The organism is Delftia sp. S65, assembly GCF_016516495.1.
Taxonomy (GTDB): domain Bacteria; phylum Pseudomonadota; class Gammaproteobacteria; order Burkholderiales; family Burkholderiaceae_C; genus Comamonas; species Comamonas acidovorans.
Genome location: NZ_JACVUR010000072.1, coordinates 1 through 18,401, shown reverse-complemented (window position 1 = coordinate 18,401; position 18,401 = coordinate 1). Strand labels below are relative to the sequence as shown.

General features: G+C 68.1%; 16 protein-coding genes. 4 read left to right on the top strand and 12 right to left on the bottom strand.

The features are described 5' to 3' along the window. Positions 1-154: 154 nt before the first annotated feature. From pobA to IAE24_RS29215, 3 genes are all read left to right on the top strand, one after another. Positions 155-1,330 (top strand): 4-hydroxybenzoate 3-monooxygenase, encoded by a 1,176-nt coding sequence (gene pobA, locus IAE24_RS29225; RefSeq protein WP_013801914.1) that lies wholly within the window; start codon positions 155-157, stop codon positions 1,328-1,330. 146 nt (positions 1,331-1,476) lie between these two features. Next, the gene (locus IAE24_RS29220; protein WP_199962216.1) at positions 1,477-2,259 is read left to right on the top strand and encodes a 2OG-Fe dioxygenase family protein; all 783 of its coding nucleotides are present in this window, start codon (positions 1,477-1,479) and stop codon (positions 2,257-2,259) included. Positions 2,260-2,358: 99 nt separating this feature from the next. Then, positions 2,359-2,796: a universal stress protein gene (locus tag IAE24_RS29215; protein WP_012206159.1), complete on the top strand. Its 438-nt coding sequence runs from the start codon at positions 2,359-2,361 to the stop codon at positions 2,794-2,796. A gap of 90 nt (positions 2,797-2,886) precedes the next feature. On the opposite strand, the gene IAE24_RS29210 is transcribed toward IAE24_RS29215, so the two are convergent. The 8 genes from IAE24_RS29210 to rpoN form a co-directional block, all read right to left on the bottom strand. Then, the gene (locus IAE24_RS29210; RefSeq protein WP_224986183.1) at positions 2,887-3,441 is read right to left on the bottom strand and encodes a bacteriohemerythrin; all 555 of its coding nucleotides are present in this window, start codon (positions 3,439-3,441) and stop codon (positions 2,887-2,889) included. A 110-nt stretch (positions 3,442-3,551) separates the two neighbouring features. Next, positions 3,552-4,535: a Bug family tripartite tricarboxylate transporter substrate binding protein gene (locus IAE24_RS29205; RefSeq protein WP_043825246.1), complete on the bottom strand. Its 984-nt coding sequence runs from the start codon at positions 4,533-4,535 to the stop codon at positions 3,552-3,554. A 254-nt stretch (positions 4,536-4,789) separates the two neighbouring features. Beyond that, positions 4,790-6,082, bottom strand: coding sequence for a Zn-dependent hydrolase (locus tag IAE24_RS29200; protein WP_199962217.1), 1,293 nt, complete (start codon positions 6,080-6,082; stop codon positions 4,790-4,792). 66 nt (positions 6,083-6,148) lie between these two features. Continuing rightward, positions 6,149-10,006 carry an ATP-binding protein gene (locus IAE24_RS29195; RefSeq protein WP_199962219.1) on the bottom strand — a complete coding sequence of 1,286 codons (3,858 nt, stop codon included), beginning with the start codon at positions 10,004-10,006 and terminating at the stop codon, positions 6,149-6,151. A 48-nt stretch (positions 10,007-10,054) separates the two neighbouring features. Further along, positions 10,055-10,255, bottom strand: coding sequence for a hypothetical protein (locus tag IAE24_RS29190; protein ID WP_013801919.1), 201 nt, complete (start codon positions 10,253-10,255; stop codon positions 10,055-10,057). A 1-nt stretch (position 10,256) separates the two neighbouring features. Continuing rightward, positions 10,257-10,451, bottom strand: coding sequence for a hypothetical protein (locus IAE24_RS29185; RefSeq protein WP_012206153.1), 195 nt, complete (start codon positions 10,449-10,451; stop codon positions 10,257-10,259). 48 nt (positions 10,452-10,499) lie between these two features. After that, positions 10,500-10,814, bottom strand: a complete 315-nt coding sequence (locus tag IAE24_RS29180) for a hypothetical protein (RefSeq protein ID WP_199962221.1) — start codon at positions 10,812-10,814, stop codon at positions 10,500-10,502. A 169-nt stretch (positions 10,815-10,983) separates the two neighbouring features. Then, complete coding sequence (gene rpoN / locus IAE24_RS29175) at positions 10,984-12,546, bottom strand: RNA polymerase factor sigma-54 (protein WP_199962223.1); 1,563 nt, start codon at positions 12,544-12,546, stop codon at positions 10,984-10,986. Positions 12,547-12,778: 232 nt separating this feature from the next. Between rpoN and IAE24_RS29170 the strand changes: the two genes are divergently transcribed. Beyond that, positions 12,779-14,446 (top strand): hypothetical protein, encoded by a 1,668-nt coding sequence (locus IAE24_RS29170; protein WP_199962225.1) that lies wholly within the window; start codon positions 12,779-12,781, stop codon positions 14,444-14,446. Between the two features lie 18 nt (positions 14,447-14,464). Here IAE24_RS29170 and IAE24_RS29165 read toward each other — a convergent pair whose 3' ends face one another. The 4 genes from IAE24_RS29165 to IAE24_RS29150 form a co-directional block, all read right to left on the bottom strand. Next, positions 14,465-14,743: a GlsB/YeaQ/YmgE family stress response membrane protein gene (locus IAE24_RS29165; protein WP_013801923.1), complete on the bottom strand. Its 279-nt coding sequence runs from the start codon at positions 14,741-14,743 to the stop codon at positions 14,465-14,467. A 71-nt stretch (positions 14,744-14,814) separates the two neighbouring features. Continuing rightward, positions 14,815-15,342: a hypothetical protein gene (locus IAE24_RS29160; protein ID WP_099733364.1), complete on the bottom strand. Its 528-nt coding sequence runs from the start codon at positions 15,340-15,342 to the stop codon at positions 14,815-14,817. Positions 15,343-15,408: 66 nt separating this feature from the next. Beyond that, the gene (locus tag IAE24_RS29155) at positions 15,409-17,055 is read right to left on the bottom strand and encodes a sigma-54-dependent transcriptional regulator (protein WP_199962226.1); all 1,647 of its coding nucleotides are present in this window, start codon (positions 17,053-17,055) and stop codon (positions 15,409-15,411) included. A gap of 132 nt (positions 17,056-17,187) precedes the next feature. Further along, complete coding sequence (locus IAE24_RS29150) at positions 17,188-18,249, bottom strand: DNA topoisomerase IB (protein WP_199962229.1); 1,062 nt, start codon at positions 18,247-18,249, stop codon at positions 17,188-17,190. Positions 18,250-18,401 lie beyond the last annotated feature (152 nt).

The window sequence follows — 18,401 nt, the reverse complement described above, 5'->3', positions numbered from 1 at the left end:
CATTCAGGTAGTGCGCGATTGTCGCGCAGATTGCGCGATCACCGCGCAACGCGTGCTGCAGCCCCTCGTCTTTGCGCTGCCTCAAAACTAATCTTGTGCGCAGGCCATGGCATGAACCGGCCATGACATCGAACAACGCAACGGAGACAAATCAATGCGCACCCAAGTCGCCATCATCGGTGCAGGCCCTGCCGGCCTGCTTCTCGGCCAGCTGCTGTACCGCGCGGGCATAGACAACGTCATCATCGAGCAGCGCAGCGCCGACTACGTGCTGGGCCGCATCCGTGCCGGCGTGCTGGAACAGGTCACGGTGGACCTGCTGGAGCAGGCCGGTGCCGACGCCCGCATGCGCGCAGAAGGCCTGCCGCACGACGGCATCGAGCTGCTGTTCGGCGGCCAGCGCCACCGCATCGACCTGCACGGCCTGACCGGCGGCAAGCGCGTCATGGTCTACGGCCAGACCGAGGTCACGCGCGACCTGATGGAAGTGCGCGCCGCCGAGGGCCTGACCACGGTCTACGAGGCCAGCAACGTGCAGCCCGTGGGCTTCGATGGCGACAGCCCCGTCGTGCGCTACGAAAAGGACGGCCAGGTCCATGAGCTGCAATGCGACTTCATCGCCGGCTGCGACGGCTTTCACGGCATCTGCCGCGCCAGCGTGCCCCAGGACAAGGTGCGCACCTTCGAGAAGGTCTACCCCTTCGGCTGGCTGGGCCTGCTGTCGGACACGCCGCCCGTCTCGCACGAACTGATCTACGCCCAGACCGAGCGCGGCTTCGCACTGTGCAGCCAGCGCAGCGCCACGCGCAGCCGCTACTACCTGCAGGTGCCGCTGACCGAAAAGGTCGAGGACTGGAGCGACGAAGCCTTCTGGAACGAACTGCGCCTGCGCCTGGACCCCGAGGCACGCGAGCGCCTGGTGACCGGCCCCTCGCTGGAAAAGAGCATTGCCCCGCTGCGCAGCTTCGTGACCGAGCCCATGCGCTTCGGCCGCCTGTTCCTTGCCGGTGACGCGGCCCACATCGTGCCGCCCACGGGCGCCAAGGGCCTGAACCTGGCCGCCTCGGACGTGGGCTACCTGTCCAGCGCGTTCGCGCAGTACTACCGCGACAAGGCGCCCGAAGGCATCGACGGCTACTCCGAGCAATGCCTGCGCCGCGTCTGGAAGGCCGAGCGTTTTTCGTGGTGGATGACCTCGCTCATGCACCGCTTCCCCGATGCGGGCGGCTTCGACACCAAGGTGCAGGAGGCTGAGCTGGACTACATCGTCAACTCCCGTGCAGGCTCGACCTCGCTGGCGGAGAACTATGTGGGGTTGCCGCTGGTGTGAGCCCAGGGCAATGGCGAGGGGCAGCGGGGGTAGCGCGGCGCCGGGGGCAGCGCCCGCATTGATGCGCGCCTGTCGCCACAGCATCGCGCAAATTTGCAGCCCGCCTCGCCCGGACGGGTGCGGGCGAGGAGTAAGCTTGTCGGGTTATGGCGCACATCACGTTTCCCCCTCCCTATATCGCCCCCCAGAATGCAGCGCAGTCGCTGCGCGACGCAGGCTATGCGGTGCTGCGCCCCGATGAATTCGCGGCCTGGGCAGGCGTGTCATTGACCGAGCTGCATGCGCTCGATGCCGACTGGGCCCAGCTGCCGCCCGATGCCTTTCTGAAGGACGGCGGGCGCTACCGGCGCCGCCGCCATTCCTGCTTCATCGCCGGGCAGGACGGGCTGCAGCAGGTGGAGCACCGCGCGCACTGGCAGCCGGTGGAATACAACGCCCTGCATGGCGGCATGCTGCGCATGTTCGATCCCATGCGCGACGCCACGGCGCAAAGCGCCACCTGGAGCCGGCTGCTGCTGGCGCTGGCCGGCCTGTCCGACCAGGTGTTCTGTGCCCAGGACAATGATGTGCAGCACGAGCGCTGGTTCATCGAGTCCCACCAGTTCCGCATCGACACCACGGACGGCATTGGCCGGCCCACGCCCGAAGGCGCGCACCGCGACGGCGTGGACCTGGTGGCCGTGATCCTGGTCGGGCGCGAGGGCGTGAAGGGCGGCGAGACGCGCATCTTCGAGGCCACGGGTCCCAGCGGCCAGCGCTTCACGCTGACCGAGCCCTGGTCGGTGATGCTGCTGGACGATGCCCGCATGATCCACGAGACCACGCCCATCCAGCCCGAGCAGCCGGGCGGCGTGCGCGATACCCTGGTGCTGACCTATCGCCGCCAGGGTTTCCAGGGCTCGGAGCTGACGCGTCGCCGCAAGGATTGATGCAGCTCAAGATGCTGGCGCATGATGGGCGCACACTTTGGTTCATCGACCCGGCCGCCCCCGATTGTTGACGGCGGCCAAGCACAAAGGAGAAAACGCATGTTCAAGCACATCCTGGTTCCCGTGGACGGCTCCAACAGCTCGATGCTGGCGGTTCACAAGGGCGTGGAGCTGGCCAAGGCCTTTGGCAGCACGCTGACGGCGGTCTACGTGGTGGACCCCTATCCGTTCACGGGCGTGGGCGCCGACTTCGCCTACGGCCAGTCGCAGTACCTGAGCGCGGCCACGGCCGAGGCCAACACCACGCTGGACGCCGTCAAGAAGATTACCGACGAGGCCGGCATCACCGCCACCACCGTGGTGGGCGAAGGCCATGCGGTGCACGAAGGCATCGTGCGCGTGCTCGAGAGCACGGGCGCCGACCTGATCATCATGGGCTCGCAAGGCCGCCGTGGCCTGGAAAAGCTGATGCTGGGCAGCGTGACCCAGCGCGTGCTGGGCGCCGTGCGCGTGCCGGTGCTGGTGGTGCGCGAGTAATCACCGGGCCGCTCGGCCCTTTGCCGGGTGAAACGTCAACGGCTCCCTCGGGAGCCGTTTTTGTTGGTGCGCTGCAGGGGGAGAGGGTGATCAGCGATTGAGCAGCCGTGCCAGCCAGCCCTTTTTCTTGCGCTGCAGTTCCAGCTCCTGCAGCACTTCGTTCTTGAGCCTTTCCTTCTCGGCGGCAGGACTGGACTCGCGCGCCATGCGCAGATAGGCCTTGGCCGAGTCCACGTAGCCGGTGTCTTCGTTGCGGATGTGGTTGAACAGCCAGCGCGAGAGCATGCCGTGCAGCTCGGCGGCCACGTCCTCGCCCGCATCGAAGCGGGTCTGCATCTCGATCACGCGGCGAGTGAACAGCTCGTGCACCTTCTTGTGCGGGCCGGCGAACATGTAGCCGGCGCTCTCGATCAGGCTTTCCTCGAACACGAAGTGCGAGACGGTGTAGTCGATCATCTCGCCGATGACATCGCCCAGGGCCTCGCGGTCGGGCGACGAGCGCAGCTCGTAGAGCTTGTTGATGTAATCGACGATGCGGCGGTGCTGCCGGTCGATTTCTGCAATCCCGGTGTCCAGCTCGGGGACCCAGACCAGCAATGCCATGACGTTCTCCAGGAATTCGGTGATTTCCAGAGAAGTATTCACGGGACTGTCACATAGCTCCTTGATGCAGATCAGGCTGATCTGCATCAATGAAATGCGGCGTTGGCCGTTGCAGGCGGTGCCGGGCATGCAGCCCTGGCACCGCAGGCATGTCACTCGATCTTGGCGCCCGAGGACTCGACGATCTGCTTGGACTGCTTGAAGTCGGCCTGGAACATCTTGTCGAAGTCGGCCACGCTCATGGACTGGGGTTCGGCGCCCTGGGTCTGGATGGCGTCACGCACTTCGGGCATGGCCAGCAGCTTGTTCACTTCGGCGTTGACCTTGGTCACGACGGCCGTGGGCGTGCCCTTGGGCATGAACAGGCCGTACCAGGTGCTCACGTCAAAGCCCTTGAGGCCCGATTCGGCCAGCGTGGGCGTGTCGGGCAGCGAGGACGAGCGCTTGGCCGAGGTCACGGCTATGGCGCGCAGCTTGCCGGCCTTGATCTGGCCGATGGCCGAGGGCACGGAGGACACCAGCAGGTCCACGTTGCCGGCCAGCGCGTCCATCAGGGCCGGGTTGGAGCCCTTGTAGGGCACGTGCACCAGCTGGATGCCTGCCGCCTTCTCCAGCAGCACGCCCGAGATGTGGATGCTGGTGCCATTGCCCGGCGAGCCGTAGGTCACCTTGCCCGGGTGCTGCTTGGCAGCGGCCACGATGTCGGCCAGGGTCTTGTAGGGCGAGTTCACGCTGGTGGCGATCACGATGGGCGTGTAGGCCACGTGGGCCACGGGCACCAGGTCCTTGACGGGGTTCCAGGGCAGGTTCTTGTAGAGGTAGGGGCCCAGGACCACGTTGTCCTTCTGGCCCATGACCATGTCGTAGCCCGTGGGCGCTGCCTTGGCGGCCTCGGTGATGCCGATGGTGCCGCCTGCGCCCGCGCGGTTGTCGGGCACCACGGTCCACTTGCTGACTTCGGTGAGCTTGTTGGACACCACGCGCGCGAGGATGTCGGTGCCGCCGCCGGGCGGGAAGGGCACGATCATGCGCACGGGCTTGTTCGGATAGTCGGCAGCCGCACCTTGGGCGGCTGCGGAAAAGCTCAGGCCCATGGCGGCGGCCACGGCGGTGCAGGTGATCAGTTGGCGGAACATGAAAGAAGAAACTCCAGGGTCTGATGGGGCGGTGCAACCCTCACGCAGCGGACCGGCAGTGCCGGGCCGCCCATGCGGTGGGTTGTCGATGATCGGGGAGGGTGGTTCCGCCATCTTGCATTGGGAAACCCGCTATTTGGGCGGATTTCCGCAATCTGTGCCACAGGGGCTTCCACCAAGGAGCAGCTTGTGCCTGCTCCAGAGGGAAGCGGGCTATTTTATGCCGCCTTGGTCCCTGGCCGCAGGCCAGGCGCTCAGGCCTGCGCCAACTGCCTGTCCAGCACGCGCACCGTCTCGTACAGCACGCGCGTGCCGTCCAGCAGCTGGGCGGGTTCTATCCACTCCTCGGGTGCGTGGCTGCGGCCGTTGAGGCAGGGGATGAAGATCATGCCCATGGGTCCGGTGGGCGCCATGTAGACGGCGTCATGGCCGGCGCCGCTGGGCATGCGCATGTGGGCGTAGCCCAGGTTTGTGCAGGCCTGCTCCACGCCCTGCATGACCAGGCCAGCGCAGTCCGTGGGCTGGGAGCGGCTCACGTCGGCCATCTCGGCACGCACGCGCAAGGCGGCCAGGCCGGGCAGGACTTCGGCCAGCAGTTCCTCGGGGAAGCGCTCCAGCACGCGGGCGTGGTCGCTGCGCACTTCCATCATCATCTCGACCAGGCCGGGCACGGCGTTGGAGGCATTGGGCGTGAGCGAGAGCCGGCCCACGGTGGCCACCACATAGTGGGGTTGGCCGCTGAGCGCAGCGGCCTTGCGGTTGGCCGCATCGATGATGCGCGCCGCGCCCACCAGCGCGTCCTGGCGGATGTCCATGGGCGTGGTGCCTGCGTGGTCGGCCTGGCCGCGCACGGTGAAGCTCACGCGGCGTATGCCCACGATGTTCGTCACCACGCCGATGGGCAGGCCGCGCTGCTCCAGCACCGGGCCCTGCTCTATGTGCAGTTCCACAAAGGCGGCCGTGCCGCCGGCGCTGCGCAGCGGGCGGTCCAGTGCCTCGGGCCGCGCGCCGATGCGGCGCATGCCTTCGGCCAGGGTTTCGCCTTGCGGGTTGCGGGCGGCCAGCATGGCGGCGTCCAGCTTGCCCGACAGCGCGCGGCTGCCTATGCAGGAGATGCCGTAGTCGCTGGGTTCTTCGGACAGGAAGTCGATCACCTCGAACGGGTGCTGCAGGGCGATGCCGTTTTCGTGCAGGCAGTGCGCGACCTCGATGCCGGCCAGCACGCCGATGATGCCGTCGAAGCGCCCGCCCATCATCACGGTGTCGCAGTGCGATCCGGTGGAGATGGGGGCGCGTTGCACCGGGCCTGGGGCAGCCGGCAGGCGGCCCACCAGGTTGCCGCCTTCATCCAGATGGACCTGCATGCCCGCTGCCTCGAACTGCCCGCGCAGCCAGGCACGGGCCTGGTCGAATTCAGGGGAGAAGGCGCGGCGGGTCCACGGTACGTCGGGCAGGGTGAAGGTGGACAGGGTCTCTACGCGGCGCCACAGGCGCTCGGCGTTGATGGGAGGAAGGTTGGGGGCGGAGGAAGCGGGCAGGGCGGTCATCGGTCTCGGTGGCGTCTGGGGCAGCTGGATCGGGCAGCCCGAATTCTCGCGCGAAAAAAGCAGTCCTCACGGCAGGGGGCGCAGGCCCGCCAGCAGACGCTCGAGCGTGTCGAAGCTCACGGGTTTGACCAGGTGGTGGTCCATGCCGGCTTCCCGCGATCGTCTCAGGTCCTCCTCCTGCCCCCAGCCCGTGAGCGCGATCAGCACGACCTGGTCGCGGCCGTGCTCTGCACGGATGCGGCGGGCGACCTCCAGGCCGTCCATGCCGGGCAGGCCGATGTCTAGCAGCACCACTTCGGGCCTGAACGCCGCGTGCATGGCCAGGGCGCCGGGGCCGTCGCGGGCAATCTCGACTTCGGCGCCCAGCAGCCTGAGCAGCATGGCCAGGGTGTCGGCGGCGTCGATGTTGTCATCGACCACCAGGATGCGGCCGAAGGCCGTTGCATCCTCGGGCTGGGCATGCGGTGCCTGTCCCGCCAGGGGCTGCGCCTGGGTGGGCAGGGGCAGGTGCAGCCTGAATTCGCTGCCCTGGCCCTTGCCTTCGCTGAGCGCCTGCACGCTGCCGCCATGCATCTCGACCAGGCTGCGCACCAGGGTCAGCCCGATGCCCAGGCCGCCCTGCCCACGGCGGCCGTTGCGGTCCGCCTGCATGAACAGATCGAACACCTTGCCCAGCAGGGCGGGCGGGATGCCGATGCCGTTGTCGCGTACCGAGACCACGGCCTGCGCGCCATCGGTCCAGGCGGACAGAACGATGTGGCCGCCGGAGTGCGAGTACTTGGCGGCATTGTTGAGCAGGTTGGAGACCATCTGCGCCAGCCGCATCGGGTCGGCCAGCAGCGACACGGGCGCGGCGGGCAGTTCCAGGCGCAACTGGTGGCCGCCTGCCTCCATGACCGCGCCGCTGGCCGCCACCACGCCTTGCAGCACATCGTTCAGGTCCACCAGTTCCTTGCGCAACTGGACCTTGCCGGTGGTGATGCGCGAGACCTCCAGCAAGTCGTCCACCATGCGGATCATGTGGTTGACCTGGCGCTCCAGCATCTCGTGGCTGTGGCGCACGCTGTCGTCCCCGCTGGCGGTGCGCTTGAGGATTTGCAGGCCGTGGCTGATGGGCGCCAGTGGATTGCGCAGCTCATGCGCCAGCGTGGCCAGGAACTCGTCCTTGCGTCGGTCGGCTTCCTTGAGGTGGTACTCGGCCTGTTTGAGTTCGGTGATGTCCTGGATGACGGAGCAGGTGCCTATGAGCTGGCCGTCGTCATCGCGCAGCGGCGCGCAGCTGACGCGCATCCACCATTCGCGGCCATCGTCGTCGGTGTGCAGCATCTCCAGCCCGGGCATGACCACTTCGCCGCGCAGCGCGCGCTTGCCGGGCCAGTTCTCGGGGGCAATGGGCTGGCCCTTGTCATCCCATCCCTTCCAGCGCGGCATGCGGTCCGCCAGGGTGGAAGGAATGGCGCGCGGCACGAAGCGGTCCATGAGCGCATTGCTCAATACCATGGTGCCGCTCATGTCGGAGACGCCCACGCCCGCAGGCATCTGGTCGATGATGGCGCGCAGCTTTTTCTCGTTGGCCTGCACGGCGACGTGGACCTGTTCGCGCACACGCACCAGCTGCAGCAGCGATGCGATGCGCGCCAGCAGTTCGCGCGCCGAAAAGGGCTTGACCAGGTAGTCGTCCGCGCCCGCGCGCAGGCCTTCGACCTGGGCCTCCTGGCCGGCCCGCGCGGACAGCATGATGACGGGAATGGCGCGCGTGGTCTCGTCACTGCGCAGCGCATGCAGCAGCTCGAAGCCGTCGAGCACGGGCATCATCACGTCGGCCAGCACCAGGTCGGGCCGCTGGCGGTGGATGCTGGCCAGCGCGGCGCGGCCATCGCCCACGATCTCCACTTCATACAGCGGCTCCAGCAACTGGCCGATGTAGCTGCGCATGTCGGCGTTGTCATCGGCGCAGACGATGCGGGCACGCGGGGGCAGGGCACCACCGTGCATGTCTCGCTGCATGTCCCGCTGCATGGGCCTGGCTTCGTCGCTGGTAGCCGGGGCAGGCTCGCCGGGCAGCCAGCGCAGGGCCTCATCCACCTGCGGGTGCGATGCAGGCGGGCGCGCGGGCCGGTGCTCGGCCGGAAGATGCGCATGCCCCCTGGGCAGGCGCACGGTGAAGCGGCTGCCTTCGCCCTCCGTGCTGCTGACCGTGACGGTGCCGCCATGCAGCCGCGCCAGCTCCTGCACCATGGCCAGGCCGATGCCCGTGCCCTCGTGCGTGCGGGCCGGCTTGCCGGGAATGCGGTGAAAACGCTGGAAGAGATGGGGCAGGTGCTGGGGCGCAATGCCCGATCCGGTGTCGGTGACGGACAGCTCCACGGCACCACAGGCCCCCCCCGCGCCGTGCGCATCGGGCACATCGCGCAGCGCCACTGCGATTTCGCCTTGCAGCGTGAACTTGAAGGCGTTGGACAACAGGTTGAGCACGATTTTTTCGTACATGTCGCGGTCCACATGGACCGGTCCGTCCAGCGGCGGGCAATCCACGCGCAGCCGCAGGCCGGCTTGCTCCACGGCCGAGCGGAACATGCTGGCCAGCTCGGCCGTGGTGCGGGCCAGGTCCGTGGGCTCGTAGCTGGCCTGCATGCGCCCGGCCTCAATGCGCGAGAAGTCCAGCAGGGCGTTGACCAGTTTTTGCAGGCGCAGCGCGTTGCGGTGGATCATCTGCGTCTGCCCGGACGGCACCTGGCCGCCGTGCTCGCGCAGGGCATCTTCCAGCGGGCCCAGGATCAGGGTCAGCGGGGTGCGCAGCTCGTGGCTGACGTTGGAGAAGAACACGGTCTTGGCGTGGTCCACCTCGGCCAGGGCCTTGGCGCGCCGCGCTTCCTGCTCGTAGGCCTGGGCGTGCGCGACCACACTGCCCGTGTGGCTTGCCACCATGTCGAGGAAGGCGCAATAGTCCACATCCAGCGGACGGCGCGGGCTGACGCCCAGCACCATCACGCCCGATACCTGGCCGTCGCCCGACCAGCGCACAGGCACGATGCGCGCCAGACGCGAGGCCTCGGGCCAGGGGCCGCCCGGCAGGGACAGGCTCAGGGGCGCCAGTTCCACATTGGCGGGCTGGCCCGGCTGGGCCGCCTGATGCGCCTGGTCCGTTCGGTCCGATGGATCGGATTGCACGGCCCGGTCCAGCGGCCAGCGCGAGGGGTCGGCCGCCAGCTCCATGTCCAGATCCATGCCCGTGGCGCACAGCATCCTAAAGGCCGGGCCGCTGGCGCCTGCGCTGCCCGCGGCAGGGGTGTCCACGCATTCGTAGATGATGGCGAAGGGCACGTCATAGGGGTTCTCGTCCAGCACGGCGCAGACTTTCTGGGCGGCGTCCCTGGCGTTGTGCATGTCCAGCGTGCGTATGCCCAGGCGGTGCAGCGTCTCCAGGCGCCTGCGGCTGACGATTTTTTCCGTGGTCTCGGTGCAGGGGCAGAACACGCCCTGCACGGTGACGCCGTCATCGGCCAGGATGGGGCCGTAGGTGAAGGTCACGAAGACCTCTTCCTGCGGCAGGTCGCGGTCGAAGAAGTAGCGGGCGTCGGTGGACCAGGTGGCCTCGCCGGTACGCATCACGCCTTCCAGCATGGGGCCGATATCGCTCCAGATCTCGCTCCAGCAGTGCGCGCCGGCCTGGCCCAGCGCCTGGGGGTGCTTGCTGGTTCCCAGGAAGGGGATATAGCCATCGTTGTAGATCAGGCGGAAGTCTTCGCCCCACCAGATGGTGATGGGAAAGCGCGAGCCCAGCGCCAGGCTCACGGCGTTGCGCAGGGTCTGCGGCCAGCCGTCCGGCGCTCCCAGGGGCGTGGCCGCCCAGTCGTGGGAACGCACGCGTGCCGGCATTTCGCCGCGCTGCGGCAGGAATCGAAAACTGTCTTCTGAGTTCACACTTTCTCCCACGGCAATTGCGGGTCTCGGGCCTGGCCGCAGTCGCGGTTATTTTGACTTGGACTGGCCCGCTTGCCTGCCCCGGCCCGAGCCCGACAGCTTGCCGCCGCCGCTTTGCCTGTTCACGGTGGCCCAGGCGCGCTTTTCAGCTTCTTCGTGGCCCACGCCGCGCGACTCGTAGCTGTCTTCGATATGCCGAGCCTGGCGCTTTTGCTTATCGGTATAGGCCGATTTGTCACCTTGTGGCATGTCACTCTCCCTTGCGCGTCTGTTCCTGCTCCGGGGACGGTGGCAGCTCGATGGGCGGCGCCGTGGTGGGCGGGTCGATGGGCTCGGGCCCGCGCGGGCGGCCGGGCTGGCGGTTGGGATCATCGGGGGCCACGGGGTCGTTGGGCGTGGTCGGCACCTGGGGAATATTGGGTGCGTGGGGCAGGGGGTGGTTCATGGTGCGTGTCCTTTTGGGGGTGTGTGGTGATGAGGGGTGCATGCCCTCTCAGCGCGCAGGCGTGGAGGTGGGGGCAGGCGTCGTGGCCGGATCAGCCTGCTGCGGCGCGGCGGAAGGCGCGGGCGGCGACACGGGCTGTGTCGCGGGAGACGGTGAGGGCGAAGTCGTTCCAGTCGCTCCAGTGGCGCTGGGCGCATCCAGCCGGCCCTTGGGGGCCATGAAGTTGAACATCAGCACCAGGATCAGTGCGACGGCGGCGGTGAGTGCGCCTATGCGCAGGGGCCAGCGTCCGTCGCGGATGTGGTTGTTCTCGCTGCGCTGGCGTTCTAGGGGGGCATGCATTCGGCGGGGTGAGTTGTCCATGGCGGGCTCCTTCTGTCCATGAGCTTTCACCTTAGGCCGGGCGGCGGCCTGCAACTGTCGGACAAGGCATGCCCTGCGGGAGCGACAAGCCGCTGCACGGCGGTGGGGCTTGGCAGGACGGGCCGGACAGGCTTTTGGACAGGCACGCCGCTTGCCACAAAGCCAGGTTTCAGGCGTGGCGCCTGCGCCGGTCGGCCGGTTCTATGCGCAGCAGCTGGCGGTATTTGGTGACGGTGCGGCGCGCCACGACCAGGCCCTGGGCACCGAGCTGGCGTGCGATTTCAACATCCGACAGCGGCCGGGCATCGGACTCGGCCGCGATGATGTCGCCGATCAGCTCGCGGATGGCCGTGGCCGAGCAGGCATTGCCGCTGGCGCTGAGCATGGGGCGCGAGAAGAAATGCTTGAGTTCGAACACGCCCGTGGGCGTGGCCATGTATTTGTTGTTGGTCACGCGCGAGACGGTGGACTCGTGCACGCCCACTTCCTCGGCAATCTCGCGCAGCACCAGCGGCTTCATGGCCATGGCACCGAACTCCAGGAACAGCTGCTGCTTGCGCACGATGGCCTGCGCCACGTCGAGGATGGTGGAAAAGCGCTGCTCCACGTTGCGCACCGTCCAGCGCGCATCCTGCAGGTGGTCGGCCAGTTGGTTCTGGCCGCTGCGGCGGTGGCGCTGAAACAGCTGCTCGTAGACGCGGTTCAGGCGCACGCGCGGCACGACCGCGGGGTTGAGGTGCACGTTCCAGCCGTTCTGGCCCCGGCGCACGATCACGTCGGGAACGATGTAGTCCACGTGGGAGGAGCCGAAGTTCCAGCCCGGCCTGGGGTTCAGCCGACGTATGCAGTCCAGCGCCTGCGTGATCTGCGCGGGCGGCACCTGCAGCGCCCGGGCCAGCCGGGGCACGTCGCGGGCGGCCAGCGCATCCATGTGGTCCTGCACCATGGCCTGGGCCAGCTGGCGCAGGTGGGCATCGCCGATCTGCGGGCATTGCAGCAACAGGCATTCGCCCACGCTGCGGGCAGCCACGCCGGCCGGGTCCAGCGATTGCACCAGGCGCAGGGCAATGAGCATTTCCTGCGCGTCAGGTGCGGGGCTGAGGGCCAGCAGGCCGGCCAGTTCCTGCAGGTCGGTGCGCAGATAGCCGTCGTCGTCCAGCGACTCCACGATGGCGCGGGCCATGCACAGGTCGCGCGGCGTCATCGCCATCACATTGAGCTGGCCGTGCAGGTGCATGGCCAGCGTGGTCTCGCAGGCCGCCAGATCCATGGCCGTGCCTTCTCCATCCACCCCCTGGCGCGCACCCGTATGCATGTCGGCCAGCCACAGGTCGCGGTCGTCGGCGGGTTCGGTGGCGGGGCCGGGCAGGTGGTCGGCCGGGTCGGGCGGGTGCTGCATGCCGGGGAGATCGCGGTCCATGTCCAGACCGATGCCCATGCCGATGCCTTCATCCATGCCCATATCGGAGGTCAGGCCTGCCTCCGGGGCCAGCCTGCCCATGCCGCCTTCCCTGTCCTCTTCACCCAGCTCCTTGCCGTCGAGCAGCCCCTGTTCATACTCGCCGTCCTGCGCATCCTGCGGGTCTTCCAGGAACGGGTTGTCCTCCAGCTTGCTGCGCACCACGGCGGCAAAGTCCAGGGAGGACATCAGCAGCATCCGCACTGCAAGCTGCAGGCGGGGAGAAAGCGTCTGGGACTGGCGTATGTCCGCCCTGAGGTGCATGGAACCCATTTCATCTCCTTGGTGCGATGACCCGAAGACGCAAGCTCCATGCCGCCATGCGGGCGGCGAATCGTCTGGATACACTTTGGGCACGAAACCTGCTGTGGTCTCCCTGCGCAGGCGGCACGGGGCCCAGGGTTTTGCCGCCGCTGCGGGGGATCGGTTCTGGAACAGCGGGGCCGGTCATGGCGTCCACGGCAGAAATTGCCGTTTGGGCGCAAGGTTTTCTGCAAACTTTGCCATGTACCAGTCCACCAGCTTCCACACGGTCCCGCCCCCGGGGGCCCAGAATTCCGTTCCACGGGCGCCGCCGCGTGATGCGCTGCCCGAAGATCCCATGTCCATACGCCTGAGGTTGGTCCTGCTGCTGCTGGCCTTGCTGGTCTTTGTGCTGGCGGCCTCGTCCTGGCTGCTGTTGCGCGCCTACCAATCCGAGCATGCGGCGCAGGAGCAGGCCGCGCGCGTCAGCAGCATGGCCGTGGCCCGTCTGCTGGACAAGGAGCCGCGCACGGCCGGCGCCGACCAGGTGCTGGCGGCCCTGGGGCCCTTGCTGGACTCCGGCTGGCCCGGCTTTCTGGTGGACAGCACAGGCCGCGCCCTGCCGGCCGGGCCCGGCGCGGCAGCCGACCTGCCTGCCTTGCCCGCCGATTTCAGCGAGCGGCTGGCGGCCAGCCTGGCGCAGGCTGCGCCGGGCGTGAAAAGTGCGGGGCAAGGCGCAGAGCAGAGCGCAGGGCAGGACGCTTCGCAGGGCTGGCTGGATCTGCCAGATGCGCAGGGCGGGCCGCTGCGGGCCTTCTTCAGCAAGTCCGCCCAGGGCTGGACCTGGGTGAGCTGGGTCCCCTGTTCTGCGCTGGACCCCGCATGCTCCCGGCCCCTGAAGGGGGTGATCTGGGTGGCCATCGTTTTGTTTGCGGTGGCGGGCCTGGGATTGGCGCGGCTGGCGCTGCGGGGCAGCACGGCCCTGGTGTTGCCGGCAATGGGGGGCAAGGCGCAAGACCAGGGCCAAGGCCAGGGCGGTGGTGATGCCGGCCTGTCCGAAGGCGCTGCGGTGGACGCTGCCGGTCTCGAAGCGGCCGCTGCCCGTCTCCAGAGCGAACGCCTGCAGGTGGTGGGGCGGCTGGCAGGCCGGTTTTCCCATGAGTTCAACAACCAGCTGGGCATTCTGAGCAACAGCGCCTATCTGATAGAGCGGCGCTCCGAGGATCCGGGCCTGCGCCTGCCCGCCCAGGCCATGCTGCGCTCGGTGGACACGGCGAGCCGCCTCACGCAGCAACTGTTGCGTTTTGGGGCGCACCATTGCACGCATGCGCTGGTGGTGGACCTGTACCGCTGGCTGCCCGGCCTGCAGGGCACGCTGGCCGTGGTGCTGGGCAAGCGCATGGCGCTGGAGGTGGCGGAGCCTGCCGAGGCCAGTCAGCCCGGCCAGCCGGCGCCGCGATTGGGCGTGCATGTGGACCCGGATGAGCTGGAGCTGGCGCTGATCAGCATTTTTCTCGCCATCCGCGAAGCAATGACCGATGGCGCGCAGGTGCACATGGCCGCCCGACCGCTGTCCGAGGACCTGGCCCAGGCCCAGGCCGCAGCTTCTCGCGGGGATGCGCTGGTGGAGATCCGCATCGAGGCCATGGCCCACGGGGCGGGCGCCGCCAGCACCGGCTCCGGTACCGGCGAGGCGGGCGCGCCACGGCTGGAACGTGTGGAAAGGCAGGACCCGCCGCCTGTCTTCACTCCATTGAACGATGCCGATGCGGACGCCACCTGCGGCCTGAGCCTGGCGCGCCGCCTGTGCCTGGAGCGCGGTGGCGTGGTGCGGGCCGAGGGTGAGCATGGCCGCTGCCTGGCGGTCTCACTGGTGCTGCCGCGCGTGGCCATGGCGGCGCAGGACTGCCTGGCGCAAAGGCTGGACTGACAGGCTGCCTGGCCGCTTTCAGCGCGGCACGCTCCGCTTGCACAGGTTGAAGATGGCCAGCAGCGCAACGGCGCAGGCCAGAGAAACGAAGATGGACATGGAGGTGGCCGGCGCCTCCGTCTGCGCATTCATGGCCGAAGGCCCCAGCATCGGCGCCAGCAGCCAGCCGCCCAGCAGTGCGCCTATGGCGCCTATGACCACGTTGAGCAAAATGCCTTGCTCGGCCTGGGTGTTCGTGACCATGCTGGTAATCCAGCCGATCAGGCCACCCACCATCAGCCAGATGAGGAAGTCCATGGCATCGCCCTTGAAAAAAAGTTACGGTTGGTGGTCAAGGGCAATCGGCGTGCCCGGCTCCTGCAGGCCGTTCAGAGCCTCGGCTTGTCAGGGGCGGTGTCCTGGTCCGAGGCAGGGCGAATCTCTGCACGCTCCGCCTCATGGCCCGAAGGCGTCTGGGCATCCAGGCCCCGGTCGGGCGACTCGCTGACCTGGGGCAGGTCGGCGGCGTGCTCTATCAATTCCTCGATGATGAAGCGGCCATAGAGTTGGGCGCGCTCGGCGCCGGCGGCCTTCAGGGCATCGGCGGCCGTGCGTGCGGCCTCGTCGTTGTCCACGCGCACCACCAGCCAGTGGTAGCCGCGTTCGGCCAGGGCCTGGTGGGCCTTGACCAGGTTGAGCTCCTGGCCCACGGCGGCAACAGGGCTGGCCTGGCGCAGGTCTTCATCGATCTGGGCCAGCATTTCCCGGTCGGAATAGCGCTGGATGTCCTGGGCGGGCAGCTCCAGCGCCTGCAGCGCGGCCACGCCGTCATCGGCCTGCGCAGCTGTGGGAAACGAGACCACCATGTGGCCCACGGGCTTGAAGACACCGTAGGCGCGGGGAGGAGAGGAGTCCATGGGCTTGTCCTTGGTTGCACGAAGGTGCAAGCAAGGTGGCAAGCAGCGTGCCTGCAAGTTTGGGTGTCAGCCGTGCTCGGCGTCCGTCTCGCCCTTTTTGCCGCCCGCATAGTCCCTGAGCCGGTTGTACAGGGTCTTGAGGCTGATGCCGAGCACGGCCGCCGTGCGTTCCTTCTGGTACTTGCACTGCTTGAGCGTGGCCTGGATGAGCAGCCGCTCGGCCTGCGCCATGGTCATGCCGATGGGCAGCTGTATGGTGGCCGGCTCCGTGTCGGGCAGGTCGTAGGTGGCGGCTGCATGCGCGTGGTCGGCGGGCGCATGCGCTGTGATGGTGGGGGTGATGGGCGTGGTCGATGGCGCTGTCAGTTGCGCGGTCAATGGCGCGCTCATTGGCGCGCTCATTGGCATGGACCCCGCCTGCGGCATATGTGGCATTTGCGGCACTTGCGGCAGGTGCAGCGCGTGGGCGGCCGGATGCACCGGGGCCGGCTGCTGGGCAATGGCCACGGGCGGCCGGGGCAGCCATTCCTGGCTCACCAGCGGGCCGGGCTCCATCACATAGGCGCGCTGCACGGCATTGCGCAATTCGCGCACATTGCCGGGCCAGCTGTATTGCGCAAGCTGCTTGAGGGCCGATGCCGTGAATTGCTTGGCCTGGCCCTCGCGCTGGGAGATGGCGTCCATGAAATGCTGCGCAAGCAGCGGAACGTCGGTCAGGCGCTCGCGCAGCGGCGGCAGCTCGATGGGGAAGACGTTCAGGCGGTACAGCAGGTCTTCGCGCAGCTTGCCGCTGGCCACGGCCTCGTAGGGGCAGCGGTTGGTGGCGGCGATCACGCGCACATCGGTCTGCAGCGTCTGGGTGGAGCCCACGCGCATGAAGCGCCCGGTCTCCAGCACGCGCAGCAGCTTGACCTGCAGCTCCATCGACATTTCCGTGATTTCGTCCAGAAACAGCGTGCCCGTGGCCGCGCGCTCGAAAAAGCCCTGGTGCTGGCGGTCGGCGCCGGTGAAGCTGCCCTTTTCGTGGCCAAAGATCTCGCTTTCGATCAGGTGCGGAGAAATGGCCCCGCAGTTGACCGCCAGGAAGGGCCGGCTGCGCCGCTGGCTCAACTCATGCAGGGTCTGTGCCACGACTTCCTTGCCGGTGCCGCTTTCGCCCGTCAGAAAGACCGTGACCGAGGTACCCGCCACGCGCTCCATCTGCTGGTACAGCCGCTGCATGGGGGCCGAGCCGCCCCACAGCCGGCCAAAGCGCCCTTCCTGGGCGCAGTAGCCGGCGCCTGGCCTGTCTTGCGGGGTGATCTGGTCGAAGGCCGCGCCCGTGACGGTGCTGGTGCCCGTCTCCGGCAGGCCGGCCGTGGGGATCAGAAAGCGCGAAAGAATGTCCTCCAGCCGCCCGATGCCCACGGGCTTGACCAGATAGTCCATGGCGCCGCGGCGCAGGGCCTCGATGGAGGAGTCCAGGCTGGCGTGGCCGGTCACCAGCACGATCTGCGAGTCCTGCGGCACCTGCTGGTCGCCAAAAAGGTCCATGCCGTTGCCATCGGGCAGTTGCAGGTCCAGCAGCACCAGGCTGGGCGGCTGCATGGCCATCTGCCGGCGCGCGTCGCGCAGGGTGTGGGCCACGGCGACCGAGAAGCGGTCCACGCCCACGAGTTCGCGCATGGTCGCTGCGGAATCCGCATCGTCATCGACGATCAGCACGTGGTTCATTGCATGGCCTCCAGGGGTCCTCGCCGCAACGCGTTTTGACAAAATTTCATGATCTGCCAGTTTAAGGGCGAGCATGCGGGCGTCTTTGTCAGTCCACAGGCACAGTGTTTGCCGGGCGTGCGGGAGGCGGGATCAGGGAGGCGGCTGGCGACTGGCGCGCCGGCCGCTGCGGGGCTGCAGCAGCCCCAGGAACAGGCATTCCTTGGCGCTCAGTCCGCGCGGGCGCCTGTCCGGTGCGGTGGGAATGTCCTGTCCAGGTTGCTCGCACAGGGCCAGCACCTGGGGATGGATGTAGAACTTGCGGCAAACCGCACAGGTATTGCCCAGGCGCCGGGCGACCTGCGTGACCAGAGCGTTCAGCGCCGCCGCACTGGTGCCTGCGCCTTCTTGCGATGCTGCCTTGCCTGCAGTCAGCGCAAGTTCCAGCGCCAGTTCCAGCGCGTACACGCTGGCATGCCAGGTGCGGAAATCCTTGGCGCTGAAATCCGGGCCGTCTGAGGTATCTCCGGCATCAGCCCCATGGGCCGCAGCCTTGCCGCAGATCCTGCGGATGTAGTCGTTCACATGCTCGGATCGCACATGGTGGACTTCGCCTTCATCGTCGATGAACTGGAACAGCCGCTGGCCCGGCAGCTCCTGGCAGCGCTTGACGATGCGGGCCACGGCCCGGTCGGACACGCGGGCCTGCTGCAGCACGCCGCTCTTGCCCTTGAAGCTCAGCGTCAGCTCACCCGCGTGCACCTGGGCATGGCGGTTTCTGAGCGTGGTGAGGCCGTAGGAGCCATTGCTCTCCGAATACTCGTCATTGCCTATGCGCAGGGCCGTGCAGTCCAGCAGCCAGACGATGGCGGCCACCACGGTGTCCAGCTGCGGCCGGCCAGGCTTGAGATCGCGCGCCACCGCCCGACGGATGGCGGGCAGGTGGCGGCCAAAGGCGCGCATGCGGTCGAACTTGACCTGCTTGCGCTGTTCCTGCCACTGCGGGTGGTAGCGGTACTGCTTGCGGCCCCGGGCATCGCGGCCCGTGGCCTGCAGGTGGCCCTGGGCATCGGGGCAGATCCAGACATCCACATAGGCCGGTGGAATGGCGAGTTTGCGGATGCGCGCCAGCGCCTGGGCATCGCGCACGGGCTTGCCGTCCTGCGCCACGTAGGAAAAGCCCTTGCCGCGCCGCACGCGGCGCCAGCCGGGCATGCGGTCGTTCACATAGGTCAGGGCAGGGCCGGGGCCGTCTGCGTTCGCTGCCCTGCCCCTGGCTGGCGCGGAGCTCAGTGCACCCCCTGCGGCGGCGGTGGCGGCGGGGCAATGGGCGGGTCGGAGTAGGGCGAAGGTGCAGGGGCCGGGGG